Here is a 23,269-nt window from a genome sequence, read left to right on the forward strand (position 1 = left end):
CATGCTTACTATCTTCGACTGCCTGCCTGCCTGCCTGCCGGAGGACATGGCGCTCAGTGACCGACTTCCTACTTCATTTTATATCTTTTAACCTCAGGCAAACGGCATTTTTATGGGCCTGTAATCCTTCCGCCTCGGCCATTTTTTCTATAGCCGGACCAATTTGGGCCAACCCATGGGGTGTAATTTGCTGAAAGGTGATACTCTTTTGAAAACTACCCAAATTTACCCCGCTATACTGTTTGGCATAGCCATTGGTGGGCAAGGTATGGTTGGTACCCGAGGCATAATCCCCGGCACTTTCAGGGGTATGGTTACCAATAAAGACCGAACCTGCATTTTGGAGTCCATCGATATAAAAATCGAGATCTTTTACACAAATAATAAAGTGTTCTGGACCATATTGATTGATCAAATCCAAGCTTTCTTGGGCATCTTCCAACAAAATCAATTTCGAATTGGCAATGGCCTTTTCGGCAATGTCTTTTCGGGGTAAATCGAGTAACTGACGACTTACTTCGGTATTTACCTGCTCGATCATCGCCTTACTATTAGAAACCAAAAGTACTTGGGAATCGGGGCCATGCTCGGCCTGACTCAATAAATCACTGGCCACATAGGCCGCATTCGCCGTATCGTCGGCCAATACCAATAATTCTGAAGGTCCGGCAGGCATATCAATGGCCAATCCAAAACGGGTAGCCAACTGTTTGGCCACGGTAACGTATTGGTTACCAGGACCAAAAATTTTGTATACTTGGGGCACGGTCTCAGTACCAAAGGTCATGGCCGCAATGGCCTGTATACCACCTACCTTATAAATCTTTTCGAGTCCGCATAAATGGGCGGTATACAAAATAGCCGGGTGTATCTTGCCTTCGGCATCGGGTGGGGTACACAAAATCACTTCGTTACAACCCGCGATTTGAGCCGGTACGGCCAACATGAGAATGGTAGAGAACAAAGGGGCCGACCCTCCCGGAATATAGAGTCCCACCTTTTCAATGGCCCGCTTTTCTTGCCAGCAATGTACTCCCGGAGCGGTCTCAACACTCACCCTATCGGTAAGCTGCGCCCTATGGAAACTTTCAATATTGGTTTTGGCCAGTTTTATGGCCTCTTTTAGATCAGGATCCAACTCCGCTATGGCCACATGTACTTCTGGGCTACTTACGGTCAAGGTCTCCAACACCACCTTATCATACACTTCAGTATAGGCCTTAAGTGCTGCATCGCCTTCTGCCGCTACGCTGTTAAAAATGCGTTGGGCCAAGGGTTCAATAGCCTCATAGGTAGCCGTTGGTCTTTGCAATATTTCCTTCCATTGGGCCCGATTCGGGTTCTCAATAATTCGCATCTCAATTCATTTTTTGGATATAGTGGTAACCTACCGCTTCAAATCCTTGGTTTTGCCAGAATTCCTGGCCTTTTTTATTCCCGAGGTAACAATTCAATTCTGCCGATTGGCAACCTTGGTTTTTGGCATAATCTAAAATCCATGACACTAGGTTTTCACCAATGCCTTTGCCCCTAAATTCGGGTAAAATACAGACATTGTCCAGTTCTATATGCTTTCCTGTATAGATTTTATGCAAAATCCAAATTCCGGAAATACCGATCAACGAATCCCCATCAAAGGCCCCTACACATTGGTAATTATGCAGTTTCATCTGCTCGAGGCGAGCCCATAATTCCGCATCGGGTATATCTGGGTTTAGCAATCGAAGTAGAGGGATTATCCCTGCCAAATCATCCTTGTCAATAAACCGAATGTCAATCGCTATTGACATTACAACACCATTTTCTCAATAGGGCATACCAAAATACCTTCGGCCCCGGCCTGTTTCAATTCATCGATCATTTCCCAGAACCTATCTTTTTGCAAAACGGTATGTACCGAACTCCACCCTTCTTCAGCCAAAGGCAATACGGTGGGGCTACGCATTCCGGGTAACAATTTAAGAATGGTATCCAACTTTTCGTTAGGGGCGTTCAACAATACATATTTGGCCTCACGGGCCTGCAAAACCGATTGAATGCGGAATCTGATCTTTTCCAGAATCGCCCTCCTTGCATCTGATATTTTGGGCGATACCGCCAAAACCGCCTCCGATGTAAACATGATCTCGACCTCCTTTAGGTTGTTCTTGAACAAAGTACTGCCACTGGAAACGATATCGCAAATGGCATCGGCCAATCCGATATTGGGTGCGATCTCTACCGAACCATTGATGATATGCAGCTCGGCCGATACGCCTTTTTCGGCCAAATAATTTTTAACCGTATTCGGATAGGAAGTGGCTATACGCTTGCCCTCAAAGTCGGTAACCGAGTTATAGGCTACGCCCTTAGGAACGGCCAGCGATACCTTACATTTCGAAAAGCCCAAACGATCGGTAAAGTCGATATCGGCACCTTTTTCGACCAAAACATTCTCTCCGATTATGGCAATGTCCACTACACCATCTCGCAGGTATTGGGGTATATCGCCATTACGAAGGTAAAACACCTCCAAAGGAAAATTACGGGCCGAAGCCTTTAACTGATCCTTCCCATTTTCTATAGAGATACCGCAGTCTTTTAAGATTTTTAAGGAATCTTGGTTAAGTCTTCCGCTTTTTTGAACCGCAATCCTGATTTTTTCCATGCTAATTAATCTATGTTTTCTATTTGATTGATTATTTCCTTTTCCACTTAGATCCCGCTTTTCAGCGGGATTTGTTCAACTATTTGTTTTGATTTCGTTGCTCCGCAACTTTCAAAACAAGGGTTTCACTAACAAAAAAAACCCGTTTGATCTCTCAAACGGGTTTTACTATTTTGTAGGTACACAAAACAATCTCACCTCGCCTGAGCGTGGAAGTGAAAATGATGGTGATGTGTACGACTGTTGTTCTTCATTACGGTGTAAAAGTAATCGGTTTTTTTAAAACACAAAACCTAAAACGATAAACATTTTATGCCGCTATTGTTATTTTTATGTGAATACGTTGAAACAAAGACCGCTTTGCTAAAAGAATATCATGATACTCATAATATGTTTCGATTGCCAACACCAAACTACTCTTGAGTGATTATTACTAGCGGATGATAATCGTATTCTTCTTTTCGATATTCTCTTTGGTCTTGGTAAGGATATGTATGACCGGAAATTGAAAATCGTTGCCATAGTCTACCTGGCCAATTCTAACTTCCAAAATATAGGCCGGATCAATTTTCAAAGTACCAGGATCTTCATAAATAAACTCATGGTTAACTACATATAGAGCCTTTCCTTTAACATCGGTATACTGTCTTTGCAAATCATATAGGGTGATTAATCTCCTAATTAACGCTTTTGGTACCTCTAGCTCTAAAATGGCATCATAGGCTTTCCCGGCAAAAACCGTATCCTTGCGAATAACATTAATGTTCTTGATTTTCCCTTGATCAATAAAGTGCCCGGATTGAAAAGGAATCAATTCATCCCCTACTTTTATAATAGGCTCTATACCATGCCCGAAACCCGGATATTTGGCATCTTTAACAACATCAAAGTCGACATTATAGGTCCGTTTTACCGTTTTCCTATTAGATTGAAGGCCCGCAGGTTTTCCTTTTAGCTCATCTAAAACGTTTTTCTTTTGACCATATAGGCCAAATGAACAGCATAACACAACCAGTAATGGCCATTTGAAGGTCATCCCATCCAATTATTGGTTCCCCAAAATCAAAGGCAATCCATCGTCGCCAGAACCTACCACAACTACCTTGGCATTGGGCGATTCGGCCAGTTTTAGGGTGGCATCGATACCCTTGTCCTGCAATATCTTATCGGTCAAAGAGGCACTTAAAATGCGGTTGGCATCGGCTTTACCTTGAGCCTCGATACGTACTTTTTCCGCCTCTTTTTGAGCCGTAACCAATCGGAACTCGTATTCCAAGGATTCTTGCTCTTGTTTAAGCTTTCGCTCGATAGCCTCTTTAATGGTATTGGGTAGGGTTACATCACGAACCAAAATCTCATTAAGTTGGATATATTGGTCCCCCACAATTTTTTTGGTTTCCTCGAAAATCTCGGCCTGAATGGCATCCCGCTTGGAGGAATACAACTGTTCCGGGGTATAACGACCCACTACCGAACGTGCAGCAGAACGAATAGCCGGAAGCAAAATACGATCAATATATTGCTCACTCTTCTCTTTGTGGAGCTTGCCCAATTCGTCATATTTAGGTTGAAACCAAGCTGAGGCATCCAATTGAATATCCAAACCATTGGAAGACAACACCTTCATTTTCTCAAAAACCTCTTGTTGTCTTACCTCATAAACAAAAACCTTATTCCATGGAGCTACGATATGGAAGCCCTCTCCCATTGGGGGTTCATCGGTAACCACACCGCCACCAAAAGTTTTGTACAATACGCCCGCTTCACCCGAACCAATGGTTACGGCCGATTTGGCGATAACGATAAAAAGTATAATAATCACCAACAAAGTCGGCAATGCAATTTTTGGTAATTTTTCCATTTGAAAAGTATTATAAGTATCCGTTATATTTTCTGATAAACCACTCCAAGCCAAGGCATAAGGCCACTAAAGCCAATAGCCATTTGAAATCGATTAAAGATACCTTTTTTTCCTGGCTTTTTTGCACCGGAAGCCAACGATCATTTTGCAACAATTCAGCCTTTAGTTGCTCAAATTGATCGGGCAAAAAGGCCATGCCGTTATTATAATCAGCAAAGCGCTGCATTTTACCAAAGTCGGCACTGAGCTGTTGCTGCTCCAAATTAAAAGGCAATATGGTAAAGGCCCCAGATTTGATCAGACCTTCTTTTTTGTTCTCTACGGAAAACGTATAGTCGCCCACGGCCAATTGGCGCAGGTCAGCTTCGTAAAAATTCCCTTTTAAAACCATGGGAATTTCGGTTTCAGCACCATTCCCTGTCAATTTCAATGAAAGACTGGCTTTAGCATCGAAAACAAACGTCTTATCGAAATATTTGGCGGTAATCACGGCTTCCCTTGCCCCTCGAAACACATTTTGATAATCGACCGACAGCCGGGTTTTGGATTTATTCGCTGACAAAAAGCCCACCAATTTATCCATAAGTCCGTCAAAACCTTCGAAATTCCCTTGATTACGATAGTCTTGCATACGCCATTTCCAGATGCCTTCACCGAAAAGAATGGCCTCCCTGTTTTCATTACCCATCAAAGTCGCCAATAAGGGTTCACCTATGAGTCCGCCTTTAACCTCTTGCTCCAATAACTGCTCATGCTCCCTATGGATAATAGTCTCGCCCAATTCGGTTTCCAGGGGCGGATAACGCTCCAAGCTCCAAGAATCGGCAGCGAAATAAGAGAAGCCCCCGTTTTTTACGGGAATGGTTTCTTCATTGGCCCCTAAGGTAGTTTTTTGAAAGGCGGATTGAATTTGGTTTAAAAAGCCCCAATCGGTTTTTGGCCCCGTAATCGTGAAAAGATTGGCATTGCTGTTCTTTAAATAAGTATACAATTGGGTAAACGACCTATTGGGCTGATAGAGGATATACAGATCGGCCTCTGGTACTTGTCCGCCAGCCAAAGGTTTTCGTAAATCGAGGAACTCAAAAGTACGTTGTCCGTTTTTTTCTATCGCTTTTTTCAGCGCACCCATATCCGGATGCAACATAGTGGAACAAAACAACACCTTGACCCGTTCGTCTACCACCTCTATGGCCAATTGTCTTTGGTTGTTTTGGGTATTCCGCTCATTTTCCAAGGGTCGTAAACGGACCGAAATCGGTAAGATACCTATCCGTTCGGCCTTGATATCGGTTTGGATTTTGACCGTATTCTTTATCGCATCGAATGCAAGGGTTTCGGAAAAGGCCTTTTTTCCATCTACCCAAATCTCCAGATTGCTACGTGCACTCCCCTTTCCTTTATAATGTACATAGGCTTCAATAGGAAATCGATTATCGAGAAAGGCATACGGATTCAGTTGAATACGCCCTAAAGCCAGATCACGATACTGGGTGGTATCGCCCACCGTAAGGGTGTACAGACCCATTTTTTCGGGTACTTGTACGTACTCGTAGTCTTGGCCTTGGGTTTGGTGCCCGTCGGAAATCATGACCGTAGCCACTTTTTCTTTAATGAAAAGGTTTTCCAGTCCTTTTACGCCTTTCGCCAAATTGGAAACTTCACCTGTACAAGCCAGGGAATCAAGGGTAGTTAGTTTTTCAGCGATGGCGAATTGCTCCAGGTCGAAACGATCGAGCAACTCACTGCTGTTTCGAAAGTTTTCCAGTAAATCAGAGGTTTGTTGCTCGCCGCGTACCGCTTCAATAGACGCCGAAACATCTGTTAATAATACCAGTTTCGCCTTTTGAATATAAAGTTCCCTACTTACCATTTTAGGATCAACCAATAACAACAAGATCCCAAAAATCGATAGAAAACGAAAAAAGGAAAGATAAATATGTAATCTACCTTTCCTTTTGTTTTTATAATAATATTGAAATACCACCAGCAGCAAGGCCAACACGGCACAAGCGATTATCCATAAAAAGGTGGGTAATTCCATAAATGCGATGTCTACTAGGTAAGCATTCCCCCGTCTACATTTAGTACCTGACCGGTTACATAGGCCGAAAGATCGGAAGCGAAATACACACAGGCATTGGCCACATCTTCGGGCGTACCGCCACGTTTTAACGGAATACCGTTTCTCCAGCCTTCCACAACTTTTTCATCCAATTTGGCGGTCATTTCGGTTTCGATAAATCCAGGGGCTATGGCATTGCAACGAATGTTTCTAGAACCTAACTCCAAGGCCACGGATTTGGTAAAGCCGATCATACCAGCCTTTGAGGCCGCATAGTTGGCCTGACCCGCATTTCCTTTTACCCCAACCACGCTACTCATGTTCACGATGGAACCTTTACGCTGTTTTAGCATAGTGCGTTGTACGGCCTTGGTCATATTAAAAATAGACTTGAGGTTGATTTCGATAACGGCATCAAAATCGGCTTCGGACATACGCATCAACAAATTGTCTTTGGTAATACCGGCGTTATTGATCAATACATCAATACTATCAAAATCTTTATTTACCTCGGCGATCAAAGCTTCGGCCTGCTCAAAACTAGCGGCATTACTTTTATAAGCCTTGGCTTTAACACCCATGGCGCTAAGGTCTTTCTCTAAAGCTAAAGCCGGAGCCTCACTGGAACTATAGGTAAATGCGACATTGGCACCGTGCTGGGCGAATACTTCGGCAATACCTTTACCTATACCCCTACTGGCACCGGTAATGATCACATTTTTTCCTTCCAAAAGTTTCATCTATTCTTGTTTTAGGTTTTGGTAAGCAAATATATCAATTATTACCAAGGTATTTGGGAATGAAACCCGCTAAACCAGTCTGGTAAAACTGGGGAGCTTGGCATAAGAAAAAGGCTGTATATCCTTACAGATACACAGCCATAATTCATTAACCTATCAGATTTAATCTTTTATCGGGGCTGGTTTTTCATAGTTGAACAGATAATCGACATCCAATTCCTGTACCTTGCCCAATCGGGAAAGGGCGTTGACATCGACGTCTTTTTTATTACCTACTACCATAACATCGTAATCGCCGCCTTTAATATTCTCATTAAAGAAACCTTTTAGATCATCAAAACTCATATTCTTGATGGTATTATAGATCTCTTCTTTATTATTCTGGGTAAGCCCTCGTTTTTTAAGCCCCTCATACGACCAGAAAATTCGGGATTTTGTGGTACGTTCTGCGGCCAACTTCTTTAAGGTAGACGCTTTGGCGGCCTCAAAATTCTCCTGGGCTTCAGGCATATTCTCCATCAATTCCATCATGGCATCTACGGCTTGGTTCAATTTATTGGCCTGGGTACCTACATAAGCATAGGTATAATCGGGCTCTCCTGCCTTATCCGCAGCACCATAGGCCGAAAAGGCTGAATATGCCAATGATTTGGATTCGCGTATCTCTTGGAATACGATAGACGATAAGCCAGAACCGAAATAGGTATTGAACAATCGGGTCGCTGCCATTTTCGAGGGATCGAAAGTATCTCCTTTTGAGAGGAACAACATTTCAGCCTGAACCATATCGTAGTCCACAAAATAGACATTACCACCGGTTTCTTTCCTTTCGTAAGTTTTAGGATTTGGATAGGCTTTCAACTCACCATCTATTTGATGATGGGCAGCTAAGGCCTCGGTGGCTTGGTTAAGGTCCTTACCATAATAGAACAAACGGTGCTGATACCCTTTCAGGTTTTTGATTTCGGCCACCATTTCTTTGGAATCCATTGCTTTAAGTTCTTCGATGGTGTAGATATCGCGCAATCTCGAATTCTCACCGAATTCCCCATAACTAAAGAGTCCGCGCCACATGATCTGGCCTTTATTGGCCTTGGTATCTTGACGTCCTTTCGCGATTTTCAATACATATTTATCCCAGGTTTCTTGGTCGGCCTGGGCATTGGCCCATAAATCTTCCAACAAGGCCAAACCTTTCCCAAGATTTTCCCGTAAACCGGAAACATAAATAGTGGTACGATCACTTCCTGTACGCACCCCATAGTTCACCCCAAGCTTATAAAAGTCTTTGCTCACTTCTTCTGGGGTTTTCTCATGTGTACCCAAATACTCTAAATACCCAGCGGCCAAACCAAGCTTTTTGTTATGGTCGTTGCCCATATCGAAAATTAGGTTCAACTCGGCCAAATCGTTGGTAGTATTGGGAATATAGGCCATGCTCAGTCCATTTTCCAAGGTAGAGGTTTGAATAGCCTTGTCGTAGTCGACAAACTCAGGCTGAAGGTCCGGGGAGGTCATTTTATCGAAGCCTTGTACGAATTCAGACTTCTTACCACGGTTCAATTCTATAGGCGTAATGCCCGGGTTTTCTACTTTGACCAAGTCTTTGGTCTCCCCTTGGCGTTTATATACCACGGCGTAATTGTTGGTGTAGAAAGCGTTGGCAAAATCGACCAATTCTTGTTTGGTTACCTTTTTCATCTTCTCGAACATGGAAATGCGATCTTTCCAGTCCTGGAATTGGGTAAAGGCCTTTACATACTGGTAAGCCACCCCATTGGTATTTTCATATTGACGGATTTCGTTCAACTTTAAATCATTGATAACCGCATCGATAAGCCAATCTTCGAAATTCCCTTTTTTAACCTCTTCTATCTGCCCCAAAATAAGGTCTTTTACCTCTTCTAGGCTTTGGCCCGATTTCGGGTTTCCATAAAACTGGTGCATACCGTAATCGTTCAAAAAAGTGGTGTACGAACCAGCTCCTTGCACCATTTGTTTTTGATTCAGGTTCAAATCGATCAAACCGGCCGTGGAATTGTTCAAAATCATATCGACCAACATCAATTTGATTTCATCTTCGCTACCGATACCTTGCGAACGGAAAGCGATATTGACCCTTTCATTCTCCGGGCCGAATACCTCAACCTCGGCAGGCGCCGTCATAGCTGCTTCTACCGGACGTTCAGGATGGGTAACCTCTTGATATTTAAAGTTCCCAAAAGCCTTATCTACTTTTTGGATGGTCTCATCAAATTCTAAATCCCCTACCAAAATCACCGCCATATTGTTAGGCACATAATAGGTATTGAAATAATTGTTGATCGCTACCATTGAGGGGTTCTTCAAATGCTCGGAGGTACCGATCGTAGTCTGTTGTCCGTATGGGTGGGTCGGGAACAAAGCTTTGTTAAGGGCAAAGGCCGCCCTTCGGAAATCACTGTCCTGACTGCGGTTAAACTCTTCGTACACCGCCTCTAACTCGGTATGGAAAATACGCAATACCACCTGGCTAAAGCGTTCACTTTCAACATGCAACCATTTATCCAGACCGTTTGAAGGAATTTTATTCACATACACGGTCTCTTCGTGCCAGGTCCAAGCATTGGTGCCCTCTGCCCCTAAGGAACTGATCATTTTATCGTATTCGTTGGCTATGGATATCTGGGAAGCGGCCACCGAAGTTTCATCGATCTGTTTGTAAATGGCCTTCTTTTTCTCGGGATCCTGTTCGGCCTTATGGGCCTCATACAGATTTGAAATAGAATCGAGCAATACTTTTTCGGCCGCCCAATCTTGGGTTCCGAATTCGTCGGTGCCCTTGAACATCATATGCTCTAGGTAGTGGGCCAGTCCGGTATTATCGGCAGGATCGTACACCGACCCGGCACGTACCGGAATAAAGGTCTGGATTTTGGGCTCGGTTTTATTTTGGCTCAAATACACTTTTAACCCGTTCTTTAAGGTATAGAGCCTCAGTCCCGTAGGATCGTTGGATACGGTTTCGTATTCATAACCGTTGGCATCGGTTTGGGTGTTTACGGCAAAGGTAGCCTCGGGCTCCTTTTCTTTACAGGCGGTGAACAAAGTGGCCACGACCAGCAATAACAAGCTTAATTTTTTCTTCATACTGTTTTTAGGTTCATTGATTATTATGAATAGACATCCAAGGTATTTGGATACAAAAAAACCATCAACGAAAACATTGATGGTTTTTATATGATGTAATATAGTAAATAACCGTATACCAGTTACCTAACTTAATACTTCTTTAACTTTGACACCGATCTCAGCTGGTGAATCCACTACATGGATACCGCATTCGCTCATGATGCGCTTTTTGGCTTGGGCAGTATCGTCGCTACCCCCTACAATAGCACCGGCATGACCCATGGTACGCCCGGCAGGAGCAGTCTCCCCGGCGATAAAACCAACGATAGGCTTTTTGCTACCACTTTCTTTATACCATTTGGCGGCCTCGGCTTCCAATTGTCCGCCGATCTCACCGATCATAACCACACATTCGGTTTCTGGATCGTTAATCAATAATTCAACAGCCTCCTTGGTAGTGGTTCCGATGATAGGATCCCCACCGATTCCGATAGCGGTAGTAATACCCAATCCTTGACGTACCACCTGATCAGAGGCTTCATAGGTCAATGTACCTGATTTGGAAACGATACCCACGGTTCCTTTCTTGAAAACGAAACCGGGCATAATACCTACTTTGGCTTCTTCTGGAGTAATTACCCCCGGACAGTTAGGTCCAATCAAACGACAATCCTTACCTTGTATATAATCATAAGCCTTAACCATATCGGCCACAGGAATACCTTCGGTAATGGTAATGATAACCTTGATACCGGCATCGGCAGCTTCCATAATCGCATCGGCGGCAAAAGCTGGTGGCACGAAAATAATGGTCGTATCGGCACCTACTTGCTTCACTGCATCTTCAACGGTGTTGAAAACCGGCTTTCCTAGGTGCTCTTGCCCCCCTTTTCCTGGAGTTACACCACCTACAACATTGGTACCATACTCAATCATCTGGCTGGCGTGAAAAGTACCTTCACTACCTGTAAAACCTTGTACGATGATATTAGAGTCTTTATTAACTAAAACGCTCATGGATTCATTTTTTTAAAACAAGACAAAAATAAGGGTTTGGTATAGAATGACGAAGTATAAAACTAGCTTTTTTCCTTCGCCATCTTGCCTTCCTTTTTAGTTTTAGTGATTGTTCTTTTTCTTTAGTTGTTCTACGAGATCCGGAATTTGACGCAAGGCCGCCAACTCTTTATATTTCTTTCTAATATCGTCTGCGGGCGAACCGAAATAACTCTTTTTACCTTCTAAGGATTTACTTACACCAGATTGCGCTGAAATAACCGCTTTGGTCCCAATGGTAATACCACTAGTTATACCGACTTGGCCCCAAATGGTGACCTCATCTTCTATTACAACACAACCGGCCACTCCAACTTGGGAAGCGATCAAACATTTTTCGCCAATTACCGTATCGTGCCCCACTTGTACCTGATTGTCCAACTTACTCCCTTTTTTTATGGTGGTATCGCCAGTAACCCCACGATCTATGGTACATTGGGCACCCAATTCCACCTGGTCTTCCAGCACCACCCTGCCCCCAGAACGCAAACGATCGAACCCGGTGGGGCGGTTTTTGTAGTAAAAGGCATCGGCTCCTAAAATGGTTCCGGCATGTATGATCACATTATCCCCGATAACACAGTCGTCATAAATAACCACATTGGGATATATAAGACAGTTTTTACCGATCACCACATTATTCCCAATAAATACATTGGGTTGTATTACCGTACCTTCCCCTATTTGAGCGGTCTTGGACACGGCTTCATTCGCCGGTGTAAACGGATTAAAGTGTTGGGTAAGGGTATTGAAATCGCGAAAAGGATCATCGGAAACCAATAAGGCCTTCCCCTCAGGGCAAGCGACCTCTTTATTTATCAAAACCACGGTAGCCTTGGATTCCAAAGCTTTATCGTAGTATTTGGGGTGATCTACGAATACGATATCTCCCGGTTCCACCACGTGGATTTCGTTCATACCCAAAACTGGAAAATCTTCGGGCCCCACATAGGTACTCCCAATCAACTGGGCGATTTGCCCCAAGGTTTGGGGGTTAGCAAATTTCATAGCAAAGCTTATTCCTTGATACGCTCCATATAGGTACCCTTCTCGGTCTCTAACTTGATCTTATCGCCTTCATTGATAAACAAAGGTACGTTTACGCGGGCGCCCGTCTCAACCGTAGCAGGCTTTGTGGCATTGGTAGCGGTATTCCCTTTTACACCCGGTTCGGTATGGGTAACCTCTAAAATGACATGGGCCGGCATTTCGACAGAAAGTGGCATTTGATCTTCGGTATTGAACAAAATACTTACCGTTTCACCTTCTTTAAGCAAACCCGGATTATCCAAGGTACTCTCTTGCAAGGTAATCTGGTTGTAATCTTGGGTATCCATAAAGTGATAGGTCTCCCCTTCTGGATACAAATATTGGTATGAACGGGTCTCTACACGAACATCGTCTATTTTATGGCCGGCGGAAAAGGTATTGTCGATAACCTTGCCCGAAGTAACACTTTTTAGTTTGGTACGGACAAAAGCCGGACCTTTACCCGGTTTTACGTGAAGGAATTCAATGATTTTATAGATATCGTGGTTGTACTTGATGCACAATCCTTTTCTGATGTCGGACGTATTTGCCATAAATGTGTATTTAATTGGTACTAAAATAACCTTTCATGATCCCACGCTGGGAATCTCTGATGAACTGAAGGATCTCGTCCCTTTCCGGGGTAGCCTCCATTTCGGCTTCAATGATTCGGGAAGCCTGGGTATTGTTATAACTTTTTTGATATAGGATGCGGTAAATATTCTGTATTTCCCTGATTTTATCGGTACTATATCCCCTACGCCTCAAACCTATGGAGTTAATACCCACATAAGATAAAGGTTCACGGGCCGCTTTAACATAGGGCGGTACATCTTTACGCACTAAAGAACCTCCGGTAACAAAGGCATGATCCCCTACGGAAACGAATTGATGTACGGCCACAAAACCTGCCAAAACCACATTATCACCAATATTAATATGTCCGGCCAAGGTGGTATTGTTCGAAAAAATACAATTGTCTCCCACGATACAATCATGTGCAACGTGACAATAGGCCATAATCAGGCAATTCTTCCCGATTTGGGTCTTCATTCGGTCAGAGGTACCTTTATTAATGGTGGCACACTCTCGAATAGTGGTATTATCGCCAATGATTACCGTGGTATCTTCCCCATTGTACTTTAAATCTTGGGGTGTAGCTGAAATTACAGAACCCGGAAAAATGTTACAGTTCTTTCCGATACGGGCCCCTTCCATAATGGTTACATTGGAACCGATCCATGTACCTTCACCAATCTCTACATTATTATGTATGGTGGTAAAGGGCTCTACCACTACGTTCTTTGCTATTTTGGCACCGGGGTGCACATAAGCCAGGGGTTGATTCATACTATTGTTTCTTTACGATTTGAGCCATCATCTCGGCCTCACAGACCAGTTTGCCGTTGGCGTAGGCGTAGGCCTGCATATGACAAATACCCCTACGAATCGGGGAAATAAGGCTACAATGGAATATAAGCGTATCGCCGGGAAGCACCTTTCTTTTAAACTTGACATTATCTATTTTCATGAACAAGGTCAGGTAGTTCTCGGGATCCGGTACGGTACTCAGTACCAATATACCCCCGGTTTGGGCCATGGCCTCTATCTGTAATACCCCAGGCATTACCGGGGCATCGGGAAAATGCCCTACAAAGAAAGGTTCGTTCATGGTAACGTTCTTCATACCAACAACATGGGAATCGGAAAGTTCCAAGATACGATCGATCAATAAGAATGGAGGTCGGTGTGGCAACATGGCCATAATCTGATGGATGTCCATCAATGGTGGTTGATCCAGATCGAACTGAGGTACCTTATTGCGTTTTTCAGCCTTAATAATCTTGGCTAACTTTTTGGCACATTGCGTATTCACGAAATGACCTGGTTTGGTAGCGATAACCTTCCCTCGGATACGGGTACCGGCCAAAGCCAAATCACCAATAATATCCAATAACTTATGACGGGCCGCTTCATTAGGGTGATGCAGGGTCAAATTATCTAGGATCCCATTGGGTTTAACCGCTAACTTATCCTTATTAAAGGCTTTACGCAGCTTATCCATGGTTTCGTCAGAGATTTCCTTGTCTACATAAACAATGGCATTGTTCAGGTCGCCCCCTTTGATCAGACCATTTTCCAACAGCATTTCCAATTCGTGCAAGAAGCTAAAGGTACGCGCACAGGCAATCTCTTTCTTAAAATCGGAAATATGTTCGAGCGTGGCATTTTGGGTCCCCAAAACCTTTGTGCCAAAATCGACCATAGCGGTTACTTGGTACTCATCGGCGGGTATAATGGTAATCTCTGATCCCGAAGCCTCATCCCTATAGGTAATTACCTCTTTTACGATAAACTCTTCGCGGTCGGCATCTTGCTCTATGGTACCGGCTTCTTCCAAGGCTTCTATAAAGAATTTGGAAGACCCATCCATAATCGGAGGTTCGGCCGCATCGAGTTCGATCAAAACATTATCGATATCCATACCTACCAAGGCTGCCAACACATGTTCAGAGGTGCTAATCTGTACCCCGTTCTTCTCTAGATTGGTACTACGTTGGGTATTCACCACATAATTGGCATCGGCCTCAATGACCGGGGTACCTTCCAAATCTACCCTTTTAAAGGCATAACCGTGGTTTTCTGGAGCAGGTACGAATTTTAGGGTAACGTTCTTACCGGTATGTAAGCCAACACCTGTCAAAGATATTTCCTTGGCTATGGTGCGTTGTTTTTTTACGTCAGGATTGCCCACTTTTTCTTTCTTTTTCTAATTGGTTTAATCTAGCTACCGTTTTCGGCAGATTTTTAAAATGTACGTATGATTTGTTGTAATCGCCATAATTCAAGGCTGGGGAACCTTGCAGCACTTCATCGTCTTTTACATTTCGGCCAATACCCGATTGGGCCTGGATCTTTACCCGATCACCAATGGTAATATGGCCCACAATACCCACTTGCCCCCCAATCATACAGCGACTACCGATCTTTGTAGAGCCTGCGATTCCGGTTTGTGCCGCGATAACGGTATGCTCGCCAATTTCCACATTATGCGCAATTTGGATCTGATTGTCCAGTTTCACCCCTTTTCGCAAAATTGTAGACCCTAAAGTGGCCCGGTCTATGGTGGTACCGGCTCCTACATCTACATGGTCTTCCAAAATAACATTACCGGTTTGGGGTACCCGGGTAAATTCACCCTGTTCATTAGGCGCATAACCAAAGCCGTCTGCCCCGATAATGGCCCCGGAATGGATTACACACTCCTTACCGATTACAGTTTCGGAATAGATTTTGGCCCCGGCGAAAACACAAACATTATCCCCAAGGCTTACATTATCACCAATGTAAACGTTCGGATAAATTTTTACGTTATCCCCAATTTTCACATTGTTGCCCAAATAAGCAAAAGCCCCAATATAAACGGCTTCCCCATATGAGGCTGATTCCGATATAAAAGAAGGCTGTTCTACCCCTACTTTATTGTTCTTTACTTGATTGTAATATTCCAAAAGCTTGGAAAACGACTTATAGGCATCGTCTACCTTGATCAAAGTCGTATCGATCTCTTGCTCTGGCTCAAAGTCTTTATTGACAATGGCAATGGAAGCCTTTGTGGTATATATATAGGATGTATATTTTGGATTGGCCAAAAAGGTAAGGGAGCCTTGTTCGCCCTCTTCTATTTTAGCTAATTTATCTACGGCAATCTCAGGGTTTCCAAAAACCTCCCCCTCCAGGATCGCCGCAATCTGACCCGCTGTAAATTTCATGGACACAAAAGTAACAAAAATAGTTAAAAGCCTTCCTTAGGATAGCACAGATAATGCTTGGATATGGGTTTTGACAAGGGCTTTAAGTTAAAGCCATCGGAAGCTTCGACCACATCTGACAAACGCCCATCCTTCCGTAAAATATGAATGCGTTGTTTGGCTGCATCATAAGCCTTTTGGGCAATGCTACCCCCAAAAACAAAATAAGGCACTTCGTTGGCCTTCAAGCCCATACCGCGTTGTACCCTTTCTTGCATTTGCTCGGCATAACCAGGCTCGAAAGGTTGATTACGCAATTCGATATGCAAAAGTTGGCGATCTAGCAACATACCGCACAACTTGGCCAATACCCGATCCGATTCGTTCCGCCACAATTTTAAGGCTGAAAGAATATCCACGTCATCCAATTGGGCAAAAGTATCCAAAACAGAAGCATTGAAAGTGTTTTCGGTAACCTCATTACGTAAAAAATAGGTCAAGGGAGCACTACATGTTAAAGCCTGTCCCTGTTGCATCAACTCCCTGGCCCGTTGAAACACACGAATCAGTAATTGTTCCCCTACCAGACCGGTCTTATGTAAATAAACCTGCCAATACATGAAACGGCGAGCCATCAAGAATTTTTCTACTGAATAGATCCCTTTTTCCTCCAAAACCAAGGTGCCATCGGCCACATTGAGCATACTGATCAAACGTTGCGAACTCACATTTCCCTCGGTTACCCCAGTATAAAAACTGTCGCGCCGCAAATAATCCAGCCGATCCATATCCAACTGGCTAGAAATAAGCTGATTCAGGTATTGTTTCGGGTAATCGCCTTGGAACATGGCTATGGCCACATCCAATTTCCCCTTATATTTTTCGTTCAGGGCCTGCATAAACTTTAGAGAAATGGCTTCGTGCTGTACCCCTTGCACAATACTATGCTCCATGGCATGGGAAAAAGGTCCGTGCCCAATATCGTGCAATAAAATCGCTGCTATGAGACCAGATTCTTCCTCTTGGGTTATTTCCACCCCTTTGTCCTGCAACACCTGTATAGCCTGCCGCATAAGATGCATACAACCCAAGGCATGGTGAAAACGGGTATGGTGCGCCCCGGGATATACTAAATAAGAAAGTCCCATTTGAGTAATTCGTCTTAGCCTTTGGAAATAAGGTTCGGAAATAAGATCGAATACAAAGGAGTTGGGGATTCCAATAAATCCGTAAATTGGATCATTGAAAATTTTGAGTTTATTGGATTTTGCCAAGATAATGCGCTTTGCTCGCACAAATATACATACTAAATGAGGAAGATTACCATTCTATGGGCGGACGACGAGATCGATATATTAAAACCCCATATTATTTTCTTGGAAAGTAAAGGATACGAGGTAATCGCCTGTCAAAGTGGACAAGAGGCCTTGGATGTGCTTACGGAAACCAGTGTTGATATCGTATTTTTAGATGAGAACATGCCTGGGATTTCCGGCCTGGAAACCTTAAACGAGATTAAAGTCTCGCATGCCAGTTTGCCTGTGGTCATGATTACCAAGAGTGAGGAAGAGTTTATTATGGAAGAGGCCATTGGTTCAAAAATCGCCGATTATCTAATTAAACCGGTAAATCCTAAGCAAATTCTTTTGTCCTTAAAAAAGAACCTAGATCATTCGCGCTTAGTCTCTGAAAAGACCACGGCCAATTACCAACAAGAATTTAGAAAAATAGCCCTAGACCTCTCTATGGTGAACAGTTGGGAAGAATGGGCCGAGCTGTATAAAAAACTTATTTATTGGGAAATGGAACTCGAAAAAATCGAGGATTCCGGTATGTTCGAAATTTTAGAATCCCAAAAAACGGAGGCCAACAACCAGTTCGGCAAGTTCATAGATCGTAATTATGCCGATTGGTTCGGTAATGGGGAAGCCCCTACCATGTCGCATACCCTCTTCAAAAACTGGGTAATGCCCGAACTGGACAAAGGGTCTACAGTGTTGGTGGTCATAGATAATTTAAGGTATGATCAATGGTTGGCTTTTGAAGAAGTATTGACCCCGTTTTACAAAAAGGCCTCTGAAAAACCCTATTACAGTATATTACCCACGGCTACCCAATACGCTCGAAATGCCATTTTTTCTGGACTTATGCCCTTGGAAATGGAACGAAGGCACAAAGACTGGTGGAAAAACGATACCGATGAAGGCGGGAAAAACCTTTTTGAGGCTGAATTCCTGGGCGCCCAGATACAACGTTTGGGTTTAGACGTAAAATGGGATTACCATAAGATCAGTAATTTAAAGCAAGGGAAAAACCTAGTACAGCAGTTTAAAGGTCAAAAAGAGAACGACCTTACGGTAATCGTTTATAATTTTGTGGATATGCTTTCACATGCCAAGACCGAAATGGAAGTTATAAAGGAATTGGCGGCAAACGATAAAGCATACCGTTCATTGACTTTAAGTTGGTTTAAAAACTCCCCTTTGCTGGAAATTATACAGCAAGCCCAAGAAATGGGCAAGCGCTTGATCATAACCACCGACCACGGTACCATTAACGTAAAACAGCCTTCGAAGGTTATCGGGGATAAAGAGACCAGTCTAAACCTACGTTATAAAACCGGTCGTAGCCTTACATTTGAAGACAAAGATGTACTAGAGGCCCAAAAACCGGCGAGCATACACCTGCCCTCCATTAACGTAAGCAGCTCATATATTTTTGCAAAGAACGATTTGTTCTTTGCTTATCCCAACAACTATAACCATTATGTGGGTTACTACCGTAATACTTATCAGCATGGTGGGGTGTCTTTAGAGGAAATGATCATACCCTTTGTAGTTTTGGATCCCAAGTAGGTAACATTGGAGTTAAACTGGCTGATTTCATATTATCAATAGAAACCCATTCGGAGGTAAGCCAACACCTTTAAAAAGATTCTATCAGAAAAAAAGGTCATAATAATATGGGCCAAGTTTAATGTAACCATATGTTTTCCTTTCTACAAATAGATGTAGGTTAACACTTTTACCCAGAACAGTGTAACCGTTGGGAATATTTTTCGGATTTATGTATTTGATCTCAAAGGAATTGGAATTTGCATATGAAAATCAACATGTTTTCATTCGATAACGTTATTTTTGTGTTTTGAATTTCGGTTCCCCCATTTCAACCAAATCATTACGCCTATGGGTATTGTATTAAATCGACATACTCAATCCAAATCGATTCACTATCACTCATGCCATTTTTTTATTTTTTTCAGGACTGATCGGGTCTTATCCTATCTATCTTTTAGCAAAACGATATTCAATTAAAATATAAATACGTTATACTAATCGACATGGCAATAATTATGATATAATTAACCACAGATTCGAGAATAAACACCATCGTACCAATATAGTTTTTATTGGAAACGGGCACCGAGTTTAGTGTCGTTGCCAAGCGGGCATACTGGAATCATATACAAAACCTAACACTAAAACACTGTTTTAATCACCTACAATTTAAACAGAAAGTAAAATATTAAAACAGTAACAGGGCCCCTTACGGAGTTTGTGGCAACCAAATCAATTTCCCAATCCGCACTAAATAAAAGTCTAAGCTGAAATGACCTGAATCAAATAAGTAATCCATCAATACTTTCTTTCTGATAGACTTCGGTTTTATCATACCGGAAGTCATTCATTTTTTGAATTTATTATTAAAATCTGGTAAAAAAGCAATCATTTCGAAGACGGTAAAAATCAAAGCTTTCGTTTTAGGTAATCACCATACCCTTCTTATTGCACCCTTTGTTAGTTTTAACACAAAGTAAATTTTTGAACAAGCCATTAGTTTACATGAACAACACCTGTACAATTGAAAACTGAAAGATTTCATTATCAAACATCTCATTAACAAGCTGTATTTAAGTAATTTACCAAAGTGAAAATATAGTTTAATTTTGCAAGGTTGAATTCGAATTAGTTATGACATCTTTGAACTTTACATTAAAAAACATACACCAGGCTGCCCAATTTGTTTTAAAACATGCACAATCCAATATACTGTGTTTTCACGGACAAATGGGAGCTGGAAAAACTACTTTGATTAAGGCCATAATTGCCCAATTAACCGGAGATGGCGCACAAGCCAATAGCCCAACCTTTGGATTGGTGAATGAATATACGAATGAAAATGGGGAGACTTTGGCTTATCATTTTGATCTTTATCGTATTGAAGATGAAGCCGAAGCCTTGGATATGGGAATCGAAGAATATTTATACGGAGATAAAACGGTTTTTTTGGAATGGCCCGAGAAGATTAGCGGATTATTACCTGATGCTTCACACTATCAAATTGATATTATAGATCAAAATGAGCGAAAAATAGGACTTAAATAAAGTATTTTCATTCGCAAATGAAAGGTTTAGTAGCTGAAAATGAAAAGATTACATTTTTTTAACATTTCATGTTCCACGAAAGCTTTGATTTTATCGTTGAAATGCACTACTTTAACCATTCCTAAATTTTGCCCCCGTCGCCTAACCCAAGTGCATGGTAAAGAACTGATTTATTAACCAAAATTCTTTACGATGAACACTAAAAGAGTTTTATTCGGTATTCTTGCCGTGGCCGTATTTGGCTTGACCGCAGTGTCTTGCTCTGATACCGCTGAAGACGACAGTCTTTATACGCAGAGTATTGAGAAAGGTAGGATTAAGACTCCACCACCAAACGGATGATAATCCAAAAAATTAGGCTTCTATATACTAGAAGCCTTTTTTTTTAGTTATTTATTCAGTTATTGACCCAGCTATGGCAGAAAATCCGTTTAAAAAAGACGACTTCAAAAAAGCGATAAAATCCAGAAGTATTTGGATTGGTAGCATCGTGGCCGTCCTTATTGCCATATCTCCTTATTTGTTTTATACATATCAATACTTTCCAAACACACCTACCTATGACACCTTTCTTTTTTCTATAGAAAGCACCTATTACGAAAGTGTCAATACCATGATGTGGATGCTGATGGGGAAACTTATCCCATTGATTTTATTAATTCTTTGGTTTTTTACCTGTAAACATTGGTGGTACCATATCATACTGATTCCGGTGGCTATGTACGCTTTTCAAATATTTTCATTAATTGAAAGTGATATTAAGAATATCGATGAAATCGAAATCTATTGGTTGATTCCCATCATGATGTTCATTACCCCATTCGTGTATTTTATTCGGGTTAAACTCTTTGACAAACATGTTTTAGGCATTGATTTAGATGCCATGGATCAAGAGTTGAAAGAACTCAAAGCCAAACAAAAAGCTTCAGAAGATAAAAATATGCCCAAAGCGGTATAGTCTTACATTCCTTCGTTTTGGCTTAATTTCCATAAAAATCGTAGTTTTGAGGTTGCAAGTCGCTACTACATGAAGCCACCTAATTCTCCTTTTACAAAAGATCAATTATTACCTCAGGAAGAAACCTTGGAGGTATTGAAACAGAAGGGCGAATTATTTATTGGCATTCCCAAAGAAAACCAATACCAAGAAAAAAGGATTTGTCTCACCCCCGATGCCGTTAGTGCCATAGTGGCCAACGGGCATAGGGTACTGGTTGAAGCGGGTGCCGGTGAAGGATCTAGCTATACCGATCTAGAATATACCCAAGCAGGGGCCGAAGTGACCCGCGATACCAAAAAAGTATTAGGGTGCCCCTTGATCCTAAAAGTAGAGCCACCCACCCTTTCGGAAATAGAAATGATGGCGCCCCAGGCCATTATCATTTCCGCCCTTCAGATAAAAACACAGCACAAGGACTATTTTAGTGTACTGGCCAAAAAAAGGATAACCGCCATAGCCTTTGAATATATCAAAGACGAAATGGGCAAATATCCGGCTATACGCTCTTCTAGTGAAATAGCTGGTTTGGCCGCCATATTGATTGCGGCTGAAACCTTGGCCGCCACCAACCAGGGTAACGGACTGCTCTTTGGTAACATTAGCGGGGTACCTCCTGCCGAGGTAGTTATTATTGGTGCCGGAACGGTAGGTGAATATGCAGCCCGTTCTGCTTTGGGATTGGGGGCCAGTGTTAAGGTCTTCGATAATTCTTTGACCAAGTTGCGCAAGATTCAAACCAACTTGAACCGTACCATTTATACCTCTACGGTGCAACCCAAAAACCTTTCAAAGGCCTTGAGAAGGTGCGATGTTGCCATTGGTGCCACCCGGGGCGATGGTAGATCGCCCATTATGGTCAGTTCAGATATGGTCGAAAACATGAAAACCGGTGCGGTGATCATTGACGTGAGTATCGATACCGGTGGCTGTTTTGAAACCAGTGAAGTTACCGATCACGACAACCCTACTTTCGAGAAATTCGGGGTAATACACTATGGGGTTCCGAACATCCCATCGCGATACCCGAAAACCTCTTCGCTTTCCATTTCCAATATCTTTACCCCCTATCTGTTAAAGGTCGGTGAAGAAGGCGGTTTGGAAAATGCATTACGGTTTGATCGTGGTTTACGAAGCGGATTGTATATGTACCACGGTATACTAACCAACAAAACCGTAGGCGAATGGTTCGACCTACCTTTTAGCGATATCAATTTCCTTATTTTCTAGTATGCCCCTGATCAAAAGACTCGGATACTATTTGGGCGGATTTGCCATTGGCCTCATTTTCTTGGCTATTTTCCTGAAAAACAAAGCTGAAGAAACCGGAAGCAGTTTTTGTTACCTACCCAATTGTCGGGTGTTAAAGGAACTACGCTCCAAACCTTTGGCGATTACCCAAGCATCGAAGGCTAGTTTGCAATCAGCGCAATGGGACAGTATTCAAATTGCCTATATTCTTAATGAGGGAGCTGTAGATTTTTCAAAAAGCGACACCAAAAACGAGACCTGTAAGACCTACCATATAAATGCCGAGGTAGAAACAAAACCAGCAGCCATGGTATTTAAAAACTGTAAGGACAGTGTGTATTTAGAATCCGTACGTTTTGATGCGGTGAATTAACC

At 42.5% G+C, this 23,269-nt stretch carries 21 protein-coding genes; 6 read left to right on the forward strand and 15 right to left on the reverse strand.

Features of this window, described 5'->3' with window-relative positions; translation table 11 throughout:
- Window positions 1-73: 73 nt before the first annotated feature.
- The 15 genes from hisD to B7P33_RS14245 form a co-directional block, all read right to left on the reverse strand.
- Window positions 74-1,357, reverse strand: a complete 1,284-nt coding sequence (hisD, locus tag B7P33_RS14175) for a histidinol dehydrogenase (RefSeq protein ID WP_097442666.1) — start codon at window positions 1,355-1,357, stop codon at window positions 74-76.
- A gap of 1 nt (window position 1,358) precedes the next feature.
- Entirely contained in the window at window positions 1,359-1,790 is a 432-nt protein-coding gene (locus tag B7P33_RS14180) for a GNAT family N-acetyltransferase (RefSeq protein WP_097442667.1), read from the reverse strand.
- A complete protein-coding gene (gene hisG / locus B7P33_RS14185; RefSeq protein ID WP_097442668.1) occupies window positions 1,790-2,647 on the reverse strand; it encodes an ATP phosphoribosyltransferase in 858 nt (285 codons plus the stop codon). The genes B7P33_RS14180 and hisG overlap by 1 nt, the downstream gene beginning before the upstream one ends.
- Before the next feature lie 433 nt (window positions 2,648-3,080).
- Complete coding sequence (locus B7P33_RS14190) at window positions 3,081-3,683, reverse strand: hypothetical protein (RefSeq protein ID WP_097442669.1); 603 nt, start codon at window positions 3,681-3,683, stop codon at window positions 3,081-3,083.
- A gap of 9 nt (window positions 3,684-3,692) precedes the next feature.
- Window positions 3,693-4,508 (reverse strand): prohibitin family protein, encoded by an 816-nt coding sequence (locus B7P33_RS14195; protein WP_097442670.1) that lies wholly within the window; start codon window positions 4,506-4,508, stop codon window positions 3,693-3,695.
- A 10-nt stretch (window positions 4,509-4,518) separates the two neighbouring features.
- Entirely contained in the window at window positions 4,519-6,552 is a 2,034-nt protein-coding gene (locus B7P33_RS14200; RefSeq protein ID WP_097442671.1) for a hypothetical protein, read from the reverse strand.
- Between the two features lie 14 nt (window positions 6,553-6,566).
- The gene (fabG, locus tag B7P33_RS14205; protein ID WP_097442672.1) at window positions 6,567-7,313 is read right to left on the reverse strand and encodes a 3-oxoacyl-[acyl-carrier-protein] reductase; all 747 of its coding nucleotides are present in this window, start codon (window positions 7,311-7,313) and stop codon (window positions 6,567-6,569) included.
- A 162-nt stretch (window positions 7,314-7,475) separates the two neighbouring features.
- Window positions 7,476-10,442, reverse strand: a complete 2,967-nt coding sequence (locus B7P33_RS14210; RefSeq protein ID WP_097442673.1) for a M16 family metallopeptidase — start codon at window positions 10,440-10,442, stop codon at window positions 7,476-7,478.
- 126 nt (window positions 10,443-10,568) lie between these two features.
- Window positions 10,569-11,441 (reverse strand): succinate--CoA ligase subunit alpha, encoded by an 873-nt coding sequence (sucD, locus tag B7P33_RS14215; RefSeq protein WP_097442674.1) that lies wholly within the window; start codon window positions 11,439-11,441, stop codon window positions 10,569-10,571.
- A gap of 102 nt (window positions 11,442-11,543) precedes the next feature.
- Window positions 11,544-12,488: a UDP-3-O-(3-hydroxymyristoyl)glucosamine N-acyltransferase gene (locus B7P33_RS14220; RefSeq protein ID WP_097442675.1), complete on the reverse strand. Its 945-nt coding sequence runs from the start codon at window positions 12,486-12,488 to the stop codon at window positions 11,544-11,546.
- Between the two features lie 8 nt (window positions 12,489-12,496).
- Window positions 12,497-13,063: an elongation factor P gene (gene efp / locus B7P33_RS14225; RefSeq protein WP_097442676.1), complete on the reverse strand. Its 567-nt coding sequence runs from the start codon at window positions 13,061-13,063 to the stop codon at window positions 12,497-12,499.
- A gap of 10 nt (window positions 13,064-13,073) precedes the next feature.
- Complete coding sequence (gene lpxA / locus B7P33_RS14230; RefSeq protein WP_097442677.1) at window positions 13,074-13,859, reverse strand: acyl-ACP--UDP-N-acetylglucosamine O-acyltransferase; 786 nt, start codon at window positions 13,857-13,859, stop codon at window positions 13,074-13,076.
- Window position 13,860: 1 nt separating this feature from the next.
- Window positions 13,861-15,264 (reverse strand): bifunctional UDP-3-O-[3-hydroxymyristoyl] N-acetylglucosamine deacetylase/3-hydroxyacyl-ACP dehydratase, encoded by a 1,404-nt coding sequence (locus B7P33_RS14235; RefSeq protein ID WP_097442678.1) that lies wholly within the window; start codon window positions 15,262-15,264, stop codon window positions 13,861-13,863.
- The gene (lpxD, locus tag B7P33_RS14240; protein ID WP_097442679.1) at window positions 15,251-16,282 is read right to left on the reverse strand and encodes a UDP-3-O-(3-hydroxymyristoyl)glucosamine N-acyltransferase; all 1,032 of its coding nucleotides are present in this window, start codon (window positions 16,280-16,282) and stop codon (window positions 15,251-15,253) included. The genes B7P33_RS14235 and lpxD overlap by 14 nt, the downstream gene beginning before the upstream one ends.
- Before the next feature lie 23 nt (window positions 16,283-16,305).
- Window positions 16,306-17,535, reverse strand: coding sequence for an HD domain-containing protein (locus B7P33_RS14245; protein WP_097442680.1), 1,230 nt, complete (start codon window positions 17,533-17,535; stop codon window positions 16,306-16,308).
- 36 nt (window positions 17,536-17,571) lie between these two features.
- On the opposite strand from B7P33_RS14245, the gene porX reads away from it, so the two are divergent.
- The 6 genes from porX to B7P33_RS14270 all read left to right on the forward strand — a co-directional run bounded on the left by porX (window position 17,572) and on the right by B7P33_RS14270 (window position 23,267).
- Entirely contained in the window at window positions 17,572-19,116 is a 1,545-nt protein-coding gene (gene porX, locus B7P33_RS14250; protein ID WP_097442681.1) for a T9SS response regulator signal transducer PorX, read from the forward strand.
- A gap of 1,116 nt (window positions 19,117-20,232) precedes the next feature.
- Window positions 20,233-20,646 carry a tRNA (adenosine(37)-N6)-threonylcarbamoyltransferase complex ATPase subunit type 1 TsaE gene (tsaE, locus tag B7P33_RS14255; RefSeq protein ID WP_097442682.1) on the forward strand — a complete coding sequence of 138 codons (414 nt, stop codon included), beginning with the start codon at window positions 20,233-20,235 and terminating at the stop codon, window positions 20,644-20,646.
- A gap of 192 nt (window positions 20,647-20,838) precedes the next feature.
- Entirely contained in the window at window positions 20,839-20,988 is a 150-nt protein-coding gene (locus tag B7P33_RS19400) for a hypothetical protein (RefSeq protein WP_172435936.1), read from the forward strand.
- Window positions 20,989-21,061: 73 nt separating this feature from the next.
- Window positions 21,062-21,604 carry a hypothetical protein gene (locus B7P33_RS14260; RefSeq protein WP_097442683.1) on the forward strand — a complete coding sequence of 181 codons (543 nt, stop codon included), beginning with the start codon at window positions 21,062-21,064 and terminating at the stop codon, window positions 21,602-21,604.
- Between the two features lie 69 nt (window positions 21,605-21,673).
- Window positions 21,674-22,873, forward strand: a complete 1,200-nt coding sequence (locus tag B7P33_RS14265) for an alanine dehydrogenase (RefSeq protein ID WP_097442684.1) — start codon at window positions 21,674-21,676, stop codon at window positions 22,871-22,873.
- 1 nt (window position 22,874) lies between these two features.
- Complete coding sequence (locus B7P33_RS14270; RefSeq protein ID WP_097442685.1) at window positions 22,875-23,267, forward strand: hypothetical protein; 393 nt, start codon at window positions 22,875-22,877, stop codon at window positions 23,265-23,267.
- Window positions 23,268-23,269: the final 2 nt, after the last annotated feature.

Origin of the sequence: Sediminicola luteus (genome assembly GCF_002514735.1) — a bacterium.
In the GTDB taxonomy this organism is placed as follows: Bacteria; Bacteroidota; Bacteroidia; order Flavobacteriales; family Flavobacteriaceae; genus HQA918.

Bases quoted from the DNA above. Each gene is read 5' to 3' on its own strand.
- hisD (WP_097442666.1), bottom strand. From the start codon at position 1,357: ATGCGAATTATTGAGAACCCGAATCGGGCCCAATGGAAGGAAATATTG.
- B7P33_RS14180 (WP_097442667.1), bottom strand. From the start codon at position 1,790: ATGTCAATAGCGATTGACATTCGGTTTATTGACAAGGATGATTTGGCA.
- hisG (WP_097442668.1), bottom strand. From the start codon at position 2,647: ATGGAAAAAATCAGGATTGCGGTTCAAAAAAGCGGAAGACTTAACCAA.
- B7P33_RS14190 (WP_097442669.1), bottom strand. From the start codon at position 3,683: ATGACCTTCAAATGGCCATTACTGGTTGTGTTATGCTGTTCATTTGGC.
- B7P33_RS14195 (WP_097442670.1), bottom strand. From the start codon at position 4,508: ATGGAAAAATTACCAAAAATTGCATTGCCGACTTTGTTGGTGATTATT.
- B7P33_RS14200 (WP_097442671.1), bottom strand. From the start codon at position 6,552: ATGGAATTACCCACCTTTTTATGGATAATCGCTTGTGCCGTGTTGGCC.
- fabG (WP_097442672.1), bottom strand. From the start codon at position 7,313: ATGAAACTTTTGGAAGGAAAAAATGTGATCATTACCGGTGCCAGTAGG.
- B7P33_RS14210 (WP_097442673.1), bottom strand. From the start codon at position 10,442: ATGAAGAAAAAATTAAGCTTGTTATTGCTGGTCGTGGCCACTTTGTTC.
- sucD (WP_097442674.1), bottom strand. From the start codon at position 11,441: ATGAGCGTTTTAGTTAATAAAGACTCTAATATCATCGTACAAGGTTTT.
- B7P33_RS14220 (WP_097442675.1), bottom strand. From the start codon at position 12,488: ATGAAATTTGCTAACCCCCAAACCTTGGGGCAAATCGCCCAGTTGATT.
- efp (WP_097442676.1), bottom strand. From the start codon at position 13,063: ATGGCAAATACGTCCGACATCAGAAAAGGATTGTGCATCAAGTACAAC.
- lpxA (WP_097442677.1), bottom strand. From the start codon at position 13,859: ATGAATCAACCCCTGGCTTATGTGCACCCCGGTGCCAAAATAGCAAAG.
- lpxD (WP_097442679.1), bottom strand. From the start codon at position 16,282: ATGAAATTTACAGCGGGTCAGATTGCGGCGATCCTGGAGGGGGAGGTT.
- porX (WP_097442681.1), top strand. From the start codon at position 17,572: ATGAGGAAGATTACCATTCTATGGGCGGACGACGAGATCGATATATTA.
- tsaE (WP_097442682.1), top strand. From the start codon at position 20,233: ATGACATCTTTGAACTTTACATTAAAAAACATACACCAGGCTGCCCAA.
- B7P33_RS19400 (WP_172435936.1), top strand. From the start codon at position 20,839: ATGAACACTAAAAGAGTTTTATTCGGTATTCTTGCCGTGGCCGTATTT.
- B7P33_RS14260 (WP_097442683.1), top strand. From the start codon at position 21,062: ATGGCAGAAAATCCGTTTAAAAAAGACGACTTCAAAAAAGCGATAAAA.
- B7P33_RS14265 (WP_097442684.1), top strand. From the start codon at position 21,674: ATGAAGCCACCTAATTCTCCTTTTACAAAAGATCAATTATTACCTCAG.
- B7P33_RS14270 (WP_097442685.1), top strand. From the start codon at position 22,875: ATGCCCCTGATCAAAAGACTCGGATACTATTTGGGCGGATTTGCCATT.